This is a genomic window from Pontimicrobium sp. MEBiC01747 (genome assembly GCF_053601635.1).
On sequence record NZ_JBSHNS010000438.1, the window covers coordinates 23,622 to 40,516 of the forward strand.

A 16,895-nucleotide genomic window follows, 5' to 3' on the forward strand; every position below is an offset into this window, starting at 1 on the left:
CGAATGAAACGCATTCGAAACATATTCGGTTCTCGTTCTAAAGAAAACGAGGGCTTTTTTATGGCCATATCTAAAATTTTAGGGTTTAAACCTAAAAATTTAAAACACTTCGAGACTGCGTTTACCCATCGTTCTATGAATATAAAAAACAGTCAAGGACACACTGTTAATTATGAACGATTAGAGTTTTTAGGAGATGCTATGCTTAGCGCTGTAATAGCAAACCATTTATATCTAGAAGTCCCTAGCGGGGACGAAGGTTACTTAACAAAAATGCGCTCTAAAGTAGTAAGTAGAGAACACTTAAACGAGTTAGGTCGAGGTTTAGGGCTTATAAACTTAGTACAAAGTAAAATACCAAAAGGACAATTTGGAGACAACATACATGGTAATTTATTTGAAGCTTTAGTAGGCGCTATTTACCTAGACAGAGACTATAAATACTGCGAAAAGTTTATTTACAAACAGGTTATTATACCCTATGTAGATATCGAAAAACTCGAAGGAAAAGTAATAAGCTATAAAAGTTTATTAATAGAATGGTGCCAAAAAGAAAAGAAAACCTTTAACTATAATGTTTATGAAGATACAGGAAACGATAACACACGTCATTTCTCTGTAAAACTCTCTATAAACGATAAAATTGTATCTAAAGCAAGAGCCACTTCTAAAAAGAAAGCAGAAGAAAAAGCTTCTAAACGAGCCTTTTTTGTCTTTCAGAATCAGATCTCTAAAACACTTTAAATATAAAATAGGTAATAACCAACATGCCTATAAAAAACCTAACAATACTATAACGTTTGCGTAACTATTTCGTACAAAAATGTGCAATAATAAAGGTTTTATATGCTATATTTACAATTAATTTTAGCAATAAATGGCCATTCATAAACTTGTTTTAGATGACTTTTTAGAAACAGAAGTATATACTTTAATAGGTATACATTGCACTATAGAAGACTATAGATTAGCATATCTTTTAAATAAGGCTTTACAAATAAACCTAACCAGAAAACCAAAAGATCTAGACAACTGTAACCTAAAAACTACCTATTCTATTTTTGAGTGGGAAAGCCCATCGCAGTTAGCCACATGGAATTTAGTATCAAATAGTTGTAAGGTAAAAAGTAATCCAGACACCAATACAGTAAACTCGCTATTTAATGCGCAACAAACCAGTACTAAAGTATACTATTTAGTACCAGAATATAAAAAAGTAAACTATATACTAAAAATAGAAAATGAGTTAAATAGTAATAGACAAAAACTCATTTTAGACAAAATACTAAACATACCGCAAGTTGTTACAGCATATAGTATAGATGCAGAACAATTAAAAGCAAAAGACAATTTAATATTTAACTAATGTTAAACAGAAAAAAAACCAAAATAGTAGCAACCTTAGGCCCAGCAACAAGTACAAAAAAAGTATTAAAAGCAATGCTTGAAGAAGGCGCTAATGTATTTAGAATTAATTTCTCTCATGCCGATTATACCGATGTTAAAGAACGTGTACAGATGATTCGTGAATTAAATGACGAATTTGGTTATAACGCTTCCATTTTAGCCGATCTACAAGGCCCTAAACTACGTGTTGGGGTTATGAAAGGAGAGATTATTGTAAATCCAGGAGACGAAATTGTTTTTGCAACAGGAAAACGATTCGAAGGCACAAAAAAGCGTGTCTACATGACCTACGACAACTTCCCTCAAGATGCAAAACCAGGAGAACGTATACTTTTAGACGATGGTAAACTCATTTTCGAAGTCCTTTCTACAGACAAAAAGAGCGAAGTAAAAGCTAAAGTAATACAAGGCGGACCATTAAAATCTAAAAAAGGTGTAAACCTCCCAAACACCAACATATCTCAACCCGCATTAACCGAGAAAGATATAGAAGATGCAAAATTTGCATGCCAACTACAAGTAGATTGGATAGCATTATCCTTTGTGCGCCACGCAGAAGATTTAATGGTATTACAAGAACTAATAAAAGAAAACAGCGAACATAAAATTCCTATAATTGCAAAAATTGAAAAACCAGAAGGCGTCGCTAACATCGATAAAATTGTAGCCTATTGCGATGGCTTAATGGTAGCCCGAGGAGATTTAGGAGTAGAAATACCAGCAGAAGAAGTACCACTAGTACAAAAAAAGCTAGTACTACGTGCAAAAAAAGCAAGAATACCTGTAATTATTGCTACACAAATGATGGAGACTATGATAAATAGTTTAACACCAACACGAGCAGAAGTAAACGATGTTGCTAATTCTGTAATGGATGGAGCCGATGCCGTAATGCTATCTGGCGAAACCAGTGTTGGCCAATACCCAGTGCAAGTAATAAAACAAATGGCAAGCATAATACGCAGTGTAGAAGACTCTAGCCTAATACAAGTACCACAAGAGCCACCACACATACGTACTAAGCGTTACATAACAAAATCTATATGCTATCATGCAGCACATATGGCCAATGAAATAGATGCTAAAGGTATCTCTACACTAACCAATAGCGGTTACACAGCCTTTCAAATATCGGCATGGAGACCAAAAGCACACATATTAGTATTTACATCTAATAAACGTATACTAACACAACTAAACCTATTATGGGGCGTAAAAGCCTTCTTCTACGATAAGTTTGTAAGTACAGACGAAACCATAGAAGACGTAAACCAAATAGCACAAGACAAAGGCTATCTAGAAAAAGGAGACATGCTAGTAAGCCTAGCAGCAATGCCAATACAAGACAAAGGCATGGTAAACACACTTAGAGTAACAGAAATATAGAAAACAAAAAGAATCTATAGTAGTCTGTTTGCAGTACTTACTCGAAACTCTATAAATAATACATAGGGCGTTACCCAAGGGTCGCGCTTTCATTACTCGCTCTCTTCGAGGAGCTCAAACAAACCATTCAATCGCTAACGCGAGGACAGTAATTTATAAAAAACCAGTTATAACATTATAGCTGGTTTTCTTATTACACATAAAACCCATAAAATATATTTTACACAATTATTTAAATAAAGACTACAATAAAAAAGAATACAACCATTCCCCATCGTAGGGTTTTTCATCCCAAAACTGTTAAATAAGTAATAATATTATTATAATTAACAATTTTAGTGTAATTATTAATAATAAAAACCCACTAAAGCTTATATTAATAAAAACCCTAGACATTATGTTAAGTACACAAATAGAAACTATAGAAAAAGAACAAATAAAATATTTAAAATTCCCTAAAGAAGAAGTATTAACTTCCAAAACCGAACAAAACGAACGCTGCATAACACTAAAACGCGCTATGGCCTTAGGCAATTTAGAACGCGGTAAAGTAGGTATTTTATTTATGGATAACGATGGCTTTAAAAAAGTAGAAACTACCGTTTGGGGCGTAACAGATAAATCTGTAATACTAAAAGAATCTACAGTAATCCCTTTAAAACGTATTTTGTGGGTATCCTAGTTACTACCAAAACACTTTAATTAATACTAACAACGACCAACCCCTTTATTTTGTCAAGAAAAACAATGCTTAAAAGATTAACCTCTATACTTTTTGGCATTACCATATTGTTTTTACTCTGTATTATAAAAGCATTATTTAATACAAATAATATGTAAATGCTAAGGTCTATTATTAAAACTCAAACTTTAATTGCACAGTAACCGCTTTAGGTTTTTCTTTTTTAACCACTTTCTCAGTATTTAAATTCGATAACGAAATCCCTAATAAGCGTACAGAATTATTCAACGTATCCTGATAGAGTAAATCTTTGGCCGTTTCTATAATTAAGGCCTTATCGCTAATAAAATATGGCAACGTTTTACTGCGCGTTTGCAAGGTAAAATCACTATACTTAATTTTTAAAGTTACCGTTTTACCGGCCACTTTACTTTTACTTAAACGCCTAGCAACCTCATCGGCAATATGGTCTAGTTTTTCTAGCATAAAAACCTCCGACGACAAATTCTCATTAAACGTACGCTCTGCAGCTAACGATTTTCGTATACGATTGGGTTTTACCTCACTATGCTGTATACCCCGAACTATATAATAATAGTACTTGCCCGATTTCCCAAAATTGGTTTCTAAAAATTCTATAGATTTCGATTTTAAATCGGCACCTGTAAAGATGCCTTTTTGGTACATTTTTTCGGCAGTAACCTTACCAATACCGTAAAATTTTCTAATATCTAAAGCCTCTAAAAAATCTAGAACCTCTTCCGGGTTTACTGTTTTTTGTCCGTTGGGTTTGTTATAATCGCTTGCTACTTTAGCAATAAACTTATTAATAGAAATCCCTGCCGATGCCGTTAAACCTACTTCATTAAAAATACGGGTGCGTATCTCTTCGGCAAGCATAGAAGCACTTGGGTTTCCCTTTTTGTTTTCGGTAACATCTAAATAAGCTTCATCTAGAGATAAAGGCTCTACCAAATCTGTGTAGTCATGAAAAATAGCACGTATTTTTTTAGAGATCTCACTGTAACGCTCATACCGTGGACGTACAAAAATTAAATCTGGACATAAACGTCTTGCCTTAACACCGCTCATAGCACTGCGTACACCATATTTACGCGCTTCGTAACTAGCAGCACTTACCACACCACGTGTACCACTACCACCAACAGCCAACGGTTTACCCTTAAGCTCAGGATTATCCATTACTTCTACAGACGCATAAAAGGCATCCATATCTACATGAATAATTTTTCTAATTGGTAAATCGCTTTGCATGCTGTAAATTTATAACATTAAAGTAAAAAGCTCTAGGTTTTTAACGCTAACTAAAGTTGGTGCTTACTTTATAACTTGCTATAACACTATAGCAAACCATATTAATCGATAATAAAAACCACCTTATGGCTACACCTCCACCTCCTGGATTTAAAAATGAATTAGAATATTTACAAAATACTTTAGAAGCAGAAATTCCAAAGAGTCAGTATCAATTGAATAATCTTGGCCAAATAGTATACTTGAAATTATCTGATATTGGCTTATACACTATAGATGCACTATCGCATTTAAAATCCCTTAAAGAACTATTAGTTGTAGGAAACTTGATATCAGATATAACACCATTAAAAAATCTGTCTAACCTAGAAGTATTGGATCTTAGTTATAATAAAATAACTAATTTAGAATCTATCTCAGGGCTGAAAAAATTAACTTATTTTCATGCAAGAGACAATCAAATTCAAGATATTGAACCACTCGAAAATTTAAAATTCTTAAATAACCTATCACTGTCTAGAAATAAAATTAGAAATCTAAATCCGCTTGAAAATTTGATTAAATTAAATCATCTTTTTTTAGGTAATAATCAAATTCAAGACATCAAACCGCTTAAAAACTTGAATCAATTATCGGTCTTAGAACTTGATAGTAATTATATAATGAGTATCGAACCTCTTAAAAACTTAATTAAATTAAGACAATTAACATTAGGTGACAATAAAATTTATAATATTGAAGCTCTAAACAATTTACACGAGCTTAACATACTATCAATTCCATTTAATCAAATATCTAATATTTTCCCGCTAGAAAGTTTAAGGTCGTTAACTCAACTGTCTCTTAACAATAATCAAATATCTTCAATTAGAGCTATTAGAGAATTAAACAAATTAACTCGTTTAATACTTAACAGCAACGAAATAGAGCATATTGAGCCTCTGAACAATCTAACTAAATTAATTCAACTATCTCTTTCAAAAAATAAAATTACAAAAATAGAACCGTTAGAAAATTTAAATAAATTAGGACAACTAGATTTATCTAATAATGAAATATCTAATCTTACTCCTTTAAAAAAACTACTTCATTTAAAAAGTTTAATTATTCGAGAAAATCCAATAGAAAACATTCCTACAAACATATTAAACAGCTCTGCACAAGAAATTATACGTTGGTTAAATGAAAACACAAACCAACCAGAGTATAAAAAACAGCTTTTAAAAGATATTAAAGTATTACTGTTAGGCAACACCAACATAGGCAAATCTAATTTATTATTTCTATGGCAACAACATTATAAAGCTATAGACGGCAGAACAAAATACCCAGAAAACAGTGACTCTACACATGGTTTGGTCTACGAAAGCTTTTCTAAAACAAAAGAGAGTACACAACTACACCTTTGGGATTTTGGTGGGCAAGACTATTTTCATGCCACACACCAGCTCTTTTTTAGCCCAGACGCCTTGCATATTATACTCTGGGCAAAACAACATCCTACCCGTAAGGCTAACGAGCAAGTGTTTCAATTAGATTATTGGCTCCGTTGTGCAGAGCAATTAAGCACTAGTAACAATGCTATAGAAACCGTATTAGTAGAAAACTATATAGACCTAGAAAACACTGACAGTACAGAATATTATACACACTTTCCAGAAAGTGCACATTTAAAAAAGTTTGCAGTGTACTCGCCTCACAATACAGAAGCTTCTAAACAATCCAAATCAAACTTTGTAATTAATACTTGCTCTGTGAGTTTACTAAAAAAACAACGTATTAATGGCTTATTCGAAATATTAGAAGAACGTATAGACCACATACAAAGCAAAAACAAATATCCTTCAATTTATATAGAGATTAGAGATAAACTGGCTAATTCCAATAAAACCGTTTGGACACTTAAAGATTATAAAACCGAGTTTAAAGAAACAGACAATACCATATTAAAAACACTACACCGAGCAGGTTGTATTTTGTACTTTCATGAGCAACTACCCAATATTATTTTTAATAAACCAGAAGCACTTTTAAATTTAATATATAAAGACATTTTAAATGAAAAATTACAAAAAGCCCATGGGAAAATTACTGAAGAAATTAAAAATGCAGGTAAAAGCAATAATTTAGGACTCACAGCTACAAACATAGAAACCCTGCTCGATTCTTTTAATTTAATATTTAAAACCAAAGGCAAAAAAGATAAACAATACACTTGGTACGTACCACAATATTTACCAGAAGCCGAACCGAGTTGGCTAGAATTACTAAAAAAATACACCTTTAGTTATGCTAATGTGGTAATCACTTCCGATCACTATTTAATGAATGTGATTCTGTTAGAAATTTTTCAAGAATACGGTGTCGAAATTAAGCGCAACGAAGACCAATCCTATATGTTTTGGCAAAATGGCTTAATTATAGAAAAGGACGAGCAATTGCTATTAGTAATATACGATAGACAGAACATGACATTACAATTGTACGGCGACCAACAAGGCAATAATTTAAAACTGCAAAAAGAAGTGGTCGATTTTGTTTTAAAAACAACAACTCCAGAAGAAAAAAATGTAATGGATTATCGCCATTCTGAAATTAAATTAGATGCAACCTCAAAAGGCGAAACATTCGACTTACCAATCAAAAATAAAGATAAAAAAAGAAGTGACTGGAAAAGCGATATCATAGACATTATGGTAAGTAAAGACGGCAAATACTACATAAACATTAACGAACTCTACAACAATGTAGAGAGTAAAATGTACACTGTAAAAGGTTATGATTATACAGATAATAGTAATTTTAAAACCTTTTCGGTATTTAGTTTTAATCAATATTTAGCAGACAAAGACCAAGGACAAATGAAAAAAGTAGCCATTAGTTATTCTAAAGACGATTTAACCTTAGTAAATGAATTTATAAAAAACCTAGTACCGTTACACGACGATGGTTTAATAGAAAACCCTTGGTATTGTTCGCAATTAGAGGCTGGTAGCGAATGGAACAAAGAGATACAAGATAAATTTAAACAAGCCAATATTATCTTTTTTATGGTAAGCCCAAATTTTTTAGCAACCAAATATATTAAAGAGCATGAAATTAAAACGGCCATTGCCAGGCGCGAAAAAGAAATAGTAGATAATATATTACCGAGACAACAATTAAAAATAATCCCCATTATTTTAGATTTTTGCCGTTGGGACCGTAAAGACGACCGTTATAACTTAGGGAAGTACACTGCCTTACCTTATACAGCAAAACCTGTAGCAGATTTTAAAAACAAAAACAAGGCATGGTACATTATAGAAGAATGCATACGTACTGCAATAGAAAAAGATAACGACCCAGAATTTGACACCAACTTAAGTAAAGCCGTTAAAAAGATATATGAAGACATTATTAATAGTAAAGTTTAGAGTACAAATTTTAATGGTTCTCGATACTAAATTTCTAAAAAAAGGAATTTCACATGAACTGACGTTAGTATTTCAAAACTATCTCTACCCGTCGCTTCGAGTGATTTGTGAGGTACGAGCAAATTGTATCGAGAAGTTTTATCAACTAAAAAACATAACTCTAAAATAAGCTTCACTATTTTTTGTAAAACCATCCGATTTTTCATTCTGAAAAACTCATCGTCCTTTTTTAAAGGAAGGCGTCTTTTACACTTTTGTAACATTAGAGCTAGCAAATTGTATCGAGAAGTCTTAGTAACCATAACACAATATAACATTCAAAAAAACAAAATAGTTCTCGATACAAAATCCTAAAAAAGGATTTCACTCGAACTGACGGTAGTGCTTAAAAACAAACCCAAAACGTCACTTCGAGTGATGCTGAGGCACGAAGCATTGTATCGAGAAGTCTTAGTAGACTATAGTCGCGTACTTGCGAAACTATTGTGGTTTCATATAAAATTAATAGATTTAGCATTAAATTTAGAGACTAATTAAAGAGAGACTTCCGTTTTCACGGAAGGCAAGCATGATAGAAATAGAACGTAAATTCCTAGTAAACTCTACAGCTTTTAAAGCCGAAGCTTTTAAAAGTACGCGTATTATACAAGGGTTTTTAAGCACAGACAAAGCACGTACCGTACGTGTACGCCTAAAAGGCGAACTGGGTTTTTTAACCATAAAAGGTAAGTCTACAAACGATGGCTTATCGCGTTTTGAATGGGAAAAAGAAATACCAAAACACGAAGTAGAAGCATTATTAAAACTCTGTTTAAAAGGCATTATCGATAAAATACGATACGAAATAAAAGTAGATAGCCATATTTTTGAAGTCGATGAGTTCTTTGGAGACAATAAAGGTTTAATCGTTGCAGAAGTAGAGCTAAACACAGAAACAGAAACGTTTACCAAACCCAATTGGTTAGGTAAGGAAGTAACTGGAGATATTAAATACTACAACTCACAATTAAGCAAACACCCCTATACATTATGGAACTAAATAAATACGTTATAATTGCTCTATTAAGTGCATTATGCTTTACAAGTTGCAAAACAGAACTTGAAAAAGAAACGACTATTACCGAAATAAAAGAAGAGGTCATAGAGAAAAAACAAACCACGAAACAACTTTTAGAAGAACTAAAAGCAAAAGGTTTTAAAACGTTTAATTATTATGACGAAACCCTTAAAGACACCGTTGTAATGCAACAGTATTTTATAGCCTTTTTAAAACGTGGTAAAAATCGTTCGCAAAGCAAAGAGGAAGCAGCTAAAATACAAGAACAACACCAAGCACATTTAGGTAAAATGTACGAGTTAGGTTATGCCGATATTTCTGGGCCAATGGGAGACGATGGTGATATTAGAGGCATTACTATTTACAACGTACCGACTTTAAAACTAGCCGATAGTTTAGCCAATGCTGATCCTGCTGTAAAAGCTGGAAGATTAGAAATAGAAATACACCCTTGGTGGGTTGGTAAAGGGTTTCCGTTACGCTAGTTACTCTTCTTCATTACCCATATCCTCATAATCATAATCTGGATATAAAAAATGGTTGTATGGAAAACGGGTTATGTGTATATCTCTAACCTCATCGTACACACGCTTTTTAAAATCTTCTAAGTTTTGTTTATTTATGGCCGAAATAAACAGGGCATTGTTTCCTATTTTATTCATCCAAGTTTTACGCCACTCATCTAAACTATAGTGTTTTTCGGTACGTTCTGCTATTAAATCGGTATCATCAAACGGTTCCGCTTCGTAAGCATCAATTTTATTAAACACCATTATGGTTGGCTTATCGGCACTTTTAATCTCCCCTAGAATTTTATTTACAGAGGCAATATGATCTTCAAAATTAGGATGCGAAATATCTACTACATGTAGTAACAAATCGGCTTCACGAACCTCATCTAGAGTACTTTTAAAAGAATCGACCAGTTGTGTTGGCAACTTGCGTATAAACCCAACGGTGTCGGATAATAAAAATGGTAAATTTTGAATCACCACTTTTCTAACCGTTGTATCTAATGTAGCAAAGAGTTTATTTTCTGCAAACACTTCACTTTTACTAACGGTATTCATTAAAGTAGATTTCCCTACATTGGTATATCCAACCAATGCAACACGTACCATTTTACCTCGGTTACCACGTTGCACAGACATTTGTTTGTCTATAGCTTTAATTTTCTCTTTTAGTTGCGAGATACGGTCGCGAACAATACGTCTATCGGTTTCAATCTCAGTTTCACCAGGTCCACGCATTCCAATTCCACCTTTTTGTCTTTCAAGGTGTGTCCACATCCCTCGTAGTCTTGGCAGCAAGTATTGGCATTGTGCTAACTCTACTTGGGTTCTTGCATAGCTAGTTTGTGCACGTTGTGCAAAAATATCGAGTATTAAATTGGTTCTGTCGAGTACCTTACAGTTTAATATTTTACTTATGTTTCGTTCTTGAGAAGCCGACAACTCATCATCAAAAATAGCTGTACCAACATCATTATCCTCAATAAACTGGCGTACATCTTCCATTCTACCACTTCCTATATAGGTTTTAGGATTAGGCATGTCCATTTTTTGAGTAAATCGCTTTAAAACCTCTCCACCTGCAGTGTACGTTAAAAACTCAAGCTCGTCTAAATATTCTTTAGACTTAATCTCATCTTGTTCTCTTGTTACTACTCCTATTAATACTGCTTTTTCTAAAGCTATATCTTTTTTTTCTAACATAAATAAATTTAAAGGACAAAGTTACATAATTGAAAGCAGATAAAATTTGCTATTTTTAGCCTTTTCAAACTTAATTGATGCTAAACCTCTTTAAACCGAAAGCTAAAAAGCATACGGTAGCTTTTTACAATATTGAAAACCTATTCGACATCTACGATGAGGAATTTACTCGCGATGACGATTTTGTTCCTACTTCCGATAAGCGTTGGACTATAAAACGCTACAGGAATAAACTAAAAAAAATAGGCTATGCTATTTCTAATATTGGAAAAAAAGAAACGAAGAAGCATCCTGCAATTGTAGGTTTAGCAGAAGTAGAAAATGCCGATGTTTTAATAGATTTAGTACAATCTAAACACATAGAGGACTTTAATTATAAGTTTGTGCACTACGACTCTAATGATGAACGCGGTATAGATGTCGCATTATTATACGACGACTCTGTTTTTAAAGTTGCCTATTCTGAAACATTTTCTGTAGAATTAATTGAAGAAGATGGTACGGTAGATTACACTAGAGATATTTTATTAGTTAGTGGTTTGTTTGAAGGTTTAGAGCTTCATGTTATCGTTAACCATTGGCCATCTAGACGAAGTGGCGATGACCAAACCGAGCCAAAACGTATGGCTGCCTCACAAAAGGTTAGCTATATTATTTCAAAAATAAAAGCAAAAAATAACAATGCTAAAATTATTGTTATGGGAGACTTTAATGATGACCCAGCAAGTAATAGCATTAAATCTTTAGTAAAAACTAATGGTTTGTTCAACCCTATGGACACCCTTTTATCTCAAGACCGAGGTACAACAACTTACAGAAAACAGTGGAATTTATTCGACCAGATTTTAATAACACATAACTTCTTTGAACGTAAATCTAATAGCCTACGCTTTAAAAAAGCTAACATTTTCGACGAAGATTTTTTAAAGCTTTACGACGGTAAATATAAAGGCAGCCCGTACAGAACTTATGTAGGCAAACGATACAAAGGCGGCTATAGCGATCACTTCCCTGTATACATAACCATCTATAAAAAATAAAATCTAAAAACTTATTAATTAAGCTTTTAACCCTTAGTTAAACATTTTATTAAAAATAATAATGTATCTTTAGTATTCAAAAATAATACTTCCCTAGGTGTCTTGTATTAATAGCATAAAACAAGTACTTAAAGATTATGAATACACCTTCGCATAGAAAGCTTAGGGGTTATGCTTTTGATCCCTCTTTATCAATACGATTAGACACGCACAGTATTAACGAGATAATCTACCAAGTGCCTTGGGAGGATATAGATTATACAGACGGAACCTTAAGAGGCGAATACATAGAAGTTATTGATTACGATCCTACTGTAGGAGAGTTTTATGAAACTGTAGATTTTAAAAGCGAATCTTTTTTAGCTCAAAACGGACTATCTCCAAGCGAGAGTAACCCTAAGTTTCATCAGCAAATGGTTTATGCTGTTGTTATGACGACCATTAAAAATTTTGAACGCGCTTTAGGTAGAAAAGTACTCTGGTCTACCAGAAAGCTAGAATACGACCCCGCACTAGGTAAAGATAAATACGAGGAATATATAGATAGAATACGTATATATCCACATGCTATTAGAGAAGCAAATGCCTATTACAGCCCACAGAAGAAAGCCTTATTATTTGGTTACTTTCACTCTAACCCAATAGACCAGGCAGACCAAATGCCAGGAACTTTAGTTTACACCTGTTTAAGTCATGATATTATAGCGCATGAAACCACTCATGCCATATTAGATGGGTTGCAACATCATTACAATCATCCTACAAACCCAGATGTATTGGCCTTTCATGAAGGGTTTGCAGACATTGTTGCACTATTTCAGCATTTTTCATTTCCAGATGTATTAAAACACCAAATAGCTAAAACAAAAGGAGATTTATCTAGACAAAATTTATTAGGTGAACTGGCACAACAATTTGGAGTTGCTATTGGACATTATGGTAATTTAAGAGATGCTATAGGCGACATTAATGAAAATGGAGAATGGGAACCTAAAAAACCCAACCCAAATGAGTATAACGAAGTTATGCAACCCCACGAAAGAGGCAGCATTTTGGTTGCTGCTGTTTTTGAAGCCTTTTTATCTATCTACCAAAGGCGTATAGCAGATTTAAATCGAATAGCATCTAACGGAACAGGTATTTTACCAGAAGGAGAGCTACATCCCGATTTAGTAAATAGATTGGCTACAGAAGCCTCAAAAACAGCTCAACATATTCTACACATGTGTATTAGAGCTATTGATTATTGCCCGCCAACCGATATTACTTTTGGAGAATACTTAAGAGCCATAATTACCGCAGATAGCGACTTAGTAAGTTCCGACCCTTATGCTTATAGATTAGCTTTTATTGAAGCTTTTAAAAAACGAGGTATTTATCCTGTTGGCATAAACTCATTAAGTATAGAAAGTTTAAGACATCCTAAAATTACTATCTCGGAAGAACCAGATTCACTTATTAAAATTATTGCTTCTTTTTTACGTAGTTATGCCAATAGAATAGCTTACCATACCCATAGAAAACATATTTATGAAATAACAACAGCAGTTATATCTGGAATACCACTAAGAGAAGATTCTGAAAGAGAATACAATAGAAAGGTAAGGAGACAAAAAGATGATTTTAAAATACGAGCCGTTTCAGAATCTAAGGCTCCATATACTTATAATGAAAAAGTGGAAGCCTATTCAGAGCATTTACAGTATTTACGAAATATTATGGATATGCAATACTATGAACAGGTTATAGGCTTACACAAAAGAGTTAGTGTTAAATTCAACAAATTCTCCGAGTTTGTTGAATTAACAGGTCTCGTTTTTGGAGATAGCGGTAAGCGCTTTGGTATAAAAGACTCCTCTACAGATTATGGTAGAAATATGGCAGCATTTTCTATTCAAAACCTTCGTTTGGTCTCTAGAGTTGGCCCAAATGGTAACAAAGTAAACCAAGTTATTTTTTCAATTATTCAAAAATCTGCTGTAGTAATGAAAGATAATAAAGTTGTAAAACCATATACTAGTAACCTTAATAATAAGCCTAGTTTAAAGGATGGTGAAAAACTATTTTCTTACAAAGGTAGTTGTACCCTTATAATGGATTTAGACACTAGAGAACTAAAATACTCTATTAACAAACCTATATTATTAAAAACATCTAAAGGCATAGTACTAAATAAAAAGGAAATTGAAAAACAATGGTTATTTCAAAATGAAATTACTGTAAATGCCATGAGCGAATTTCAAAAATACTTTAGTGCGCAAATAAATGATAATGCTTTTGAGCCTTTTGCACTACTACACCAACACTAAAAAATTATGATTAATACTAAAACGATTACAGCTGTAGATGTTAGAATGTACGGTACAGGAACAGGAGATTGTTTTGTGCTAAAGTTTTTTTCTAATACATCTGCTATTTTTACAATGATGATAGATGGAGGCACTTGGAAAGGTACCAAAAAGCATTTAACACAATATGTTGAAGATTTAAAAGCATATGTTAATGGCCATATTGATTTATTAGTTATTACTCATGAACACAAAGACCATGTGTATCTTTTCAATGCGTGTTCAGATTTATTTATAAACGATTTTACCTTCGATGAAATATGGATGGCTTGGAGCGAAGATGAACAAGATGATTTGGTAAAGGAATGGAAAGAAAAATTTGGACAAAAGAAAAAGGCACTCGCCATAGCTTCAGATGAAATAAACCTTAAATTAAAAGATACAGCATTAACCAACCAATTAAAAAGAGGGTTTAAAGGAGAAGAAATTGTAAACCGATTTAATAATTTTTCAGAATCTCTAAACGATTTTAAAGAACTTCATTTTTCGCCAGATAAAACAAAGAAATATAAAGGCGGTTTAAAGGGCATGGAAATAATAAAAAATGAGATTGCTAAAGACAATATTAGATATTGTAAACCTGGAGAAATAGAATCTATTACTAAATTACCAGGAGTAAAATTTCATATACTTGGCCCTCCAGAATCTATTAAAGCTGTAAAAAAAGAACATGGCAAAAAAGGCACTAACGATACTTACGAGCATAATAAGGTGTTAAAACGCAGCGATTCATTTTCGGCAGTAATAACAGATAAATCTTCTAGTGTTGGCCAATCGCCGTTCGATTCTAAATATAAAACTAATTGTACAAAAATTAAGGACTACTATAAAAAAGAAGATACTTTTTGGAGAACTGTAGATTTAGACTGGCTAGTAAGTGGTGCGGGTAATCTTGCGTTAAGAATTAACACTGGTATTAATAATTTAAGTCTTGCAATGGCAATTGAATTAGAAGACTCTAAAAAAGTATTGCTATTTCCTGGAGATGCAGAGTTTGGTAGTTGGGAAAGTTGGCATAACATAGATTGGGACAAAAAACCTGAAAATGGAAAACATTTAACCGAAGATTTATTAAATCGTACCGTTTTCTATAAAGTAGCACATCATTTAAGCCATAATGGCACCGCTAAAGACAAAGGATTAAAAATGATGACCTCTCCAGATCTTGTTGCTATGGCAACTTTAGACTTTAATGCTATTAGTAGTAATTGGAAATCGACAATGCCAAATAGAGGAATTTTAAAAGATTTAATAAATAAAACTAAAGGACGTTTAATTATCATGAACGAAAAAGATTTATTTTATGATTTTGATGAGAAAATTCCTCTAAGCCAAAAAATTAAAGAGGAGCGTTTAAGGTTAAACGAAAAACAACAACAAGCATTTAATGAGGCTTACACGCCAAAAAAACTATACAAACAATACAGAATAACCGTATAAAACTAAAACACTATTACAATGGCTACAGCAAATAAAAAACCCATTATAAATTGCCATACTCATATTTTTAAAGGGGAGCATGTGCCTCCTTATTTAGCAAAGGCATTTGTACCTTGGCCTTTTTATAAACTATTAAGTGTTCCTTTTATTTTATGGATATTTAAGCGTTTTATAACCAAAAAAAACAAAAAATATAAAGATCCATATATAGAGCAGCAAAGAAATAAAACTAAAACCAAAATAAAAGTACAGAGAAATATAGTACTTAAAACCATAATTATGGTTTTAAAAACAGCTATTACTGTACAAGCTATTTTTATTGTATGTAATTGGTTAAAACTTAACACCAATAATAACTTTATATATAAAATACAAAACTGGCTAACAGAGCATAATTTATTAGTACCTCTAGACCATTTAATTATTACTATTTTAATTGTTGTTATAGTTATTTTATTTGTAAAATCTGGGCGAAACTTATTGTGGTTTATAGCAAAAAAGTCCATTAAACTACTCTCTATTTTACCAGGTAAAATGACTCGAGATTTAATTGATCGTTATATACTGCTTGGGCGTTTTACAATATATCAAAAACAAACCACTACGTTTTCTAAACTAGTACAGCAATACGATTCTGGTAGTAAGTTTATAGTATTACCTATGGACATGGAGTATATGGGCGCTGGAAAACTAAAAAAAGGCTACGAGTATAAAGACCAAATGCAAGAATTAGCAGATATTAAAAATAAAAGTAAAAATAAAGATGCTATTCTACCTTTTGTATTTGTAGAGCCTAGACGCATTGTAGAAGACAAAACACAACTAAAATATCACTTTAATGATAATACAGGAACTGTAACACTACAAGATTGTTTTATAAAAAGGTATATAGAAGACGAAAAATTTAGTGGTTTTAAAATATATCCTGCCTTAGGGTATTATGTCTTTGATGAGACATTATTACCATTATGGAAATATGCTGCAGATAATCAAATTCCAATTATGACGCATTGTATTAAAGGAACCATATTTTATAGAGGTAAAAAGAAAAAAGAATGGGATACACATCCTGTATTTGAAGAATACATTAGTCTAGAAAAAAAAGAACGTGGTCCCCTATTACTACCTC

13 protein-coding genes are annotated in these 16,895 nt (G+C 32.6%); 11 read left to right on the plus strand and 2 right to left on the minus strand.

What is annotated here, in order from left to right:
• Positions 1 to 3 precede the first annotated feature (3 nt).
• From rnc to ACVC2P_RS14310, 4 genes are all read left to right on the plus strand, one after another.
• Positions 4 to 744, plus strand: coding sequence for a ribonuclease III (gene rnc / locus ACVC2P_RS14295; RefSeq protein WP_452599132.1), 741 nt, complete (start codon positions 4 to 6; stop codon positions 742 to 744).
• Positions 745 to 877: 133 nt separating this feature from the next.
• Entirely contained in the window at positions 878 to 1,366 is a 489-nt protein-coding gene (locus ACVC2P_RS14300; protein ID WP_452599133.1) for an IPExxxVDY family protein, read from the plus strand.
• Positions 1,366 to 2,793, plus strand: a complete 1,428-nt coding sequence (gene pyk, locus ACVC2P_RS14305; protein ID WP_452599134.1) for a pyruvate kinase — start codon at positions 1,366 to 1,368, stop codon at positions 2,791 to 2,793. The genes ACVC2P_RS14300 and pyk overlap by 1 nt, the downstream gene beginning before the upstream one ends.
• A gap of 397 nt (positions 2,794 to 3,190) precedes the next feature.
• Complete coding sequence (locus ACVC2P_RS14310) at positions 3,191 to 3,475, plus strand: hypothetical protein (protein ID WP_452599135.1); 285 nt, start codon at positions 3,191 to 3,193, stop codon at positions 3,473 to 3,475.
• 174 nt (positions 3,476 to 3,649) lie between these two features.
• On the opposite strand, the gene dinB is transcribed toward ACVC2P_RS14310, so the two are convergent.
• Positions 3,650 to 4,750: a DNA polymerase IV gene (gene dinB / locus ACVC2P_RS14315; protein ID WP_452599136.1), complete on the minus strand. Its 1,101-nt coding sequence runs from the start codon at positions 4,748 to 4,750 to the stop codon at positions 3,650 to 3,652.
• A gap of 125 nt (positions 4,751 to 4,875) precedes the next feature.
• Between dinB and ACVC2P_RS14320 the strand changes: the two genes are divergently transcribed.
• From ACVC2P_RS14320 to ACVC2P_RS14330, 3 genes are all read left to right on the plus strand, one after another.
• Positions 4,876 to 8,166, plus strand: coding sequence for a leucine-rich repeat domain-containing protein (locus ACVC2P_RS14320; RefSeq protein ID WP_452599137.1), 3,291 nt, complete (start codon positions 4,876 to 4,878; stop codon positions 8,164 to 8,166).
• Positions 8,167 to 8,734: 568 nt separating this feature from the next.
• Positions 8,735 to 9,205 carry a CYTH domain-containing protein gene (locus ACVC2P_RS14325; RefSeq protein ID WP_452599138.1) on the plus strand — a complete coding sequence of 157 codons (471 nt, stop codon included), beginning with the start codon at positions 8,735 to 8,737 and terminating at the stop codon, positions 9,203 to 9,205.
• Complete coding sequence (locus ACVC2P_RS14330; protein ID WP_452599139.1) at positions 9,196 to 9,708, plus strand: YciI family protein; 513 nt, start codon at positions 9,196 to 9,198, stop codon at positions 9,706 to 9,708. The genes ACVC2P_RS14325 and ACVC2P_RS14330 overlap by 10 nt, the downstream gene beginning before the upstream one ends.
• On the opposite strand, the gene hflX is transcribed toward ACVC2P_RS14330, so the two are convergent.
• Complete coding sequence (gene hflX / locus ACVC2P_RS14335; RefSeq protein WP_452599140.1) at positions 9,709 to 10,938, minus strand: GTPase HflX; 1,230 nt, start codon at positions 10,936 to 10,938, stop codon at positions 9,709 to 9,711.
• A gap of 77 nt (positions 10,939 to 11,015) precedes the next feature.
• Here hflX and ACVC2P_RS14340 point away from each other — a divergent pair, with 77 nt between their 5' ends.
• From ACVC2P_RS14340 to ACVC2P_RS14355, 4 genes are all read left to right on the plus strand, one after another.
• Positions 11,016 to 11,978 carry an endonuclease/exonuclease/phosphatase family protein gene (locus ACVC2P_RS14340; protein WP_452599141.1) on the plus strand — a complete coding sequence of 321 codons (963 nt, stop codon included), beginning with the start codon at positions 11,016 to 11,018 and terminating at the stop codon, positions 11,976 to 11,978.
• Between the two features lie 137 nt (positions 11,979 to 12,115).
• Complete coding sequence (locus ACVC2P_RS14345; protein ID WP_452599142.1) at positions 12,116 to 14,287, plus strand: hypothetical protein; 2,172 nt, start codon at positions 12,116 to 12,118, stop codon at positions 14,285 to 14,287.
• 6 nt (positions 14,288 to 14,293) lie between these two features.
• Positions 14,294 to 15,766, plus strand: coding sequence for a hypothetical protein (locus ACVC2P_RS14350; protein WP_452599143.1), 1,473 nt, complete (start codon positions 14,294 to 14,296; stop codon positions 15,764 to 15,766).
• Positions 15,767 to 15,784: 18 nt separating this feature from the next.
• Positions 15,785 to 16,895, plus strand: a 1,111-nt coding sequence (locus tag ACVC2P_RS14355) for a hypothetical protein (protein WP_452599144.1), incomplete at its 3' end; no start/stop codon positions are given.